This window comes from Amnimonas aquatica (genome assembly GCF_002943415.1).
Taxonomy (GTDB): Bacteria; Pseudomonadota; Gammaproteobacteria; order Pseudomonadales; family Moraxellaceae; genus Perlucidibaca; species Perlucidibaca aquatica_A.
On sequence record NZ_PTQZ01000268.1, the window covers coordinates 1 to 1,917 of the forward strand.

The following is a 1,917-nucleotide window of genomic DNA, read 5'->3' on the forward strand; positions in this document are numbered from 1 at the left end:
AGCCAGCCCTGGCGGGCGTGCTCGGCCTGCGCCTCCAGGCGCCGGACCTCGTCGCCCTGCTGACGGATCACGTCATCGAGGCGGGCGAGGAAATAGCGGGCCGCCTGCAGCCGCGACAGGTCGAGGACCTGCCCGTCGCCCTGCCCGGCGCGGTATTCGTCGCGGTAGTCGCGGAGCTGGCGCAGCTTGTCCTCGGCGATCGCCACCTGCCCGCGCGCGCGGCCCAGGGCATCCAGCGCCGCCTGTTCCTGGCGGGCCGCGAGACCGACCACCGGCTGCATGCGCTGCGAACGCTTCATGTCTCACCTCCGCCAGTCGCCATGCCGGCGCCTCCGGGCTCTGCCGGGAACAGCGCATCGAGCTGCGCCAGCGCCAGCGTCAAATCCACGGCTTCGTCGGTGGCCTGCTGCAAGTACTGGGCCATGAGCGGCTGCAGGCGGATGGCCTCGTCCAGGCGCGGGTCGCTGCCGCGCTGGTAGGCGCCGATGGCGATCAGGTCGCGGTTCTGCTGGTACAGCGCCCAGGTCTGGCGGAAGCGCCGCACCAGCTGCCGGTGCTCCTTGCCGATGATCTCGTTCATGGCGCGGCTGACCGACTGCTCGATGTCGATGGCCGGGTAGTGCCCGGCCTCGGCCAGTCGGCGCGTCAGCACGACATGGCCGTCGAGGATGGCGCGCGCCGAGTNGTCGCCGGCGGCTCGCCGACCGCGAGCGAGATCTCGCGCTGGGCCTGGGCGAAGCGCGTGAGCGAATCCATGAGCAGCAGCACCTGCTTGCCCTCGTCGCGGAACTGCTCGGCGATGGCGGTGGCGACCCAGGCCGCGCGCAGGCGCATCAGCGGCGAATGGTCGGCGGGCGTGGCCACCACCACGGCGCGGCGCATGCCCTCCTCGCCGAGGATGTGGTCGACGAATTCCTTCACTTCGCGGCCGCGCTCGCCGATCAGCCCCACCACCACCACGTCGGCGCTGGTGAAGCGGGTCATCATGCCCAGGGTCACGCTCTTGCCCACGCCGCTGCCGGCGAACAGGCCTAGGCGCTGGCCGCGGCCGACGCAGAGCAGGCCGTTGAGCGCGCGCAGGCCGACATCGAGCGGTTCGCGGATGGGGTTGCGCATGAGCGGATTCAGCGGCTCGGCCACCAGCGCCCGCCGCTGCGTGACCTGCAGCGGGCCCTTGCCGTCGAGCGGGCGCGAGGAAGCGTCGATGACGCGACCGAGCAGGGCAGCGCCCACCGGCACGCCGGCTTCGCTGCTGATCGGCCGCACGCGGGCATTGGGGCGGATGCCGGACAGCTCGCCGGTGGCCATGAGCTGCAGGCGGTCGCCGCTGAAGCCCACCACCTCGGTCTCCAGCCAGCCGCCATCGCTAGCCTCGACCAGGCAGCGCGAGCCCATCGCGGCCTTGATGCCCTCGGCTTCGATCATCATGCCGACGACACGACGCAGACGGCCCTCGGCGCGCAGCGGGAAATCACCGCCGGCCGCCTCGCGCAGGCCGGACAGATGCCCGGCCCAGCGCGCGGCCGAGGCCCGGGTGCCGACCGCACGCTTCGGGCCGGCCGGGGCGTTCACGCCTGCGGCTCCGCTGCCGGCGCGTCGAAGGCGGCCGCGCCCAGGCGGGCGACCACTTCCGCGATACGGGTCTCCAGCGTGGCATCGATACTGGCGCTGCCGCTTTCCAGCAGGCAGCCGCCACGGCTGATGCCGTCATCCTCGATCACCTGCCAGCTGGCCTCGTGCAGCTCGGGCAGGCCCTCGCCAATCAGGTGGGCGTCTTCCGGGTGCAGGTGCAGGCGCACCTTGCGACTTGCGGACGGCAGCTCGGCCAGCGCCTGGCGGATCACCGGCAGCACCAGCTCCGGGGTCGTGCGCAGCTCGGCATGGATGACCTGGCGCGCCAGTGCCAGCGCCAGCAAC

Annotated in this window: 4 protein-coding genes; all 4 read right to left on the reverse strand. The window is 72.7% G+C overall.

All coding sequences use genetic code 11. The features are described from left to right. On the reverse strand, positions 1–299 hold a 299-nt coding region (locus tag C5O18_RS08905), incomplete at its 3' end, for a flagellar export protein FliJ (protein WP_105193242.1). Continuing rightward, positions 296–652 (reverse strand): hypothetical protein, encoded by a 357-nt coding sequence (locus C5O18_RS11035; protein WP_277422163.1) that lies wholly within the window; start codon positions 650–652, stop codon positions 296–298. The genes C5O18_RS08905 and C5O18_RS11035, both read right to left, overlap by 4 nt. Next, positions 646–1,428 (reverse strand): hypothetical protein, encoded by a 783-nt coding sequence (locus C5O18_RS11040; protein ID WP_478209691.1) that lies wholly within the window; start codon positions 1,426–1,428, stop codon positions 646–648. Before C5O18_RS11040 ends, C5O18_RS11035 begins: the two co-directional genes overlap by 7 nt. Before the next feature lie 140 nt (positions 1,429–1,568). Then, the coding region (locus C5O18_RS08915; protein ID WP_206389824.1) for a FliH/SctL family protein at positions 1,569–1,917 on the reverse strand (349 nt) is incomplete at its 5' end.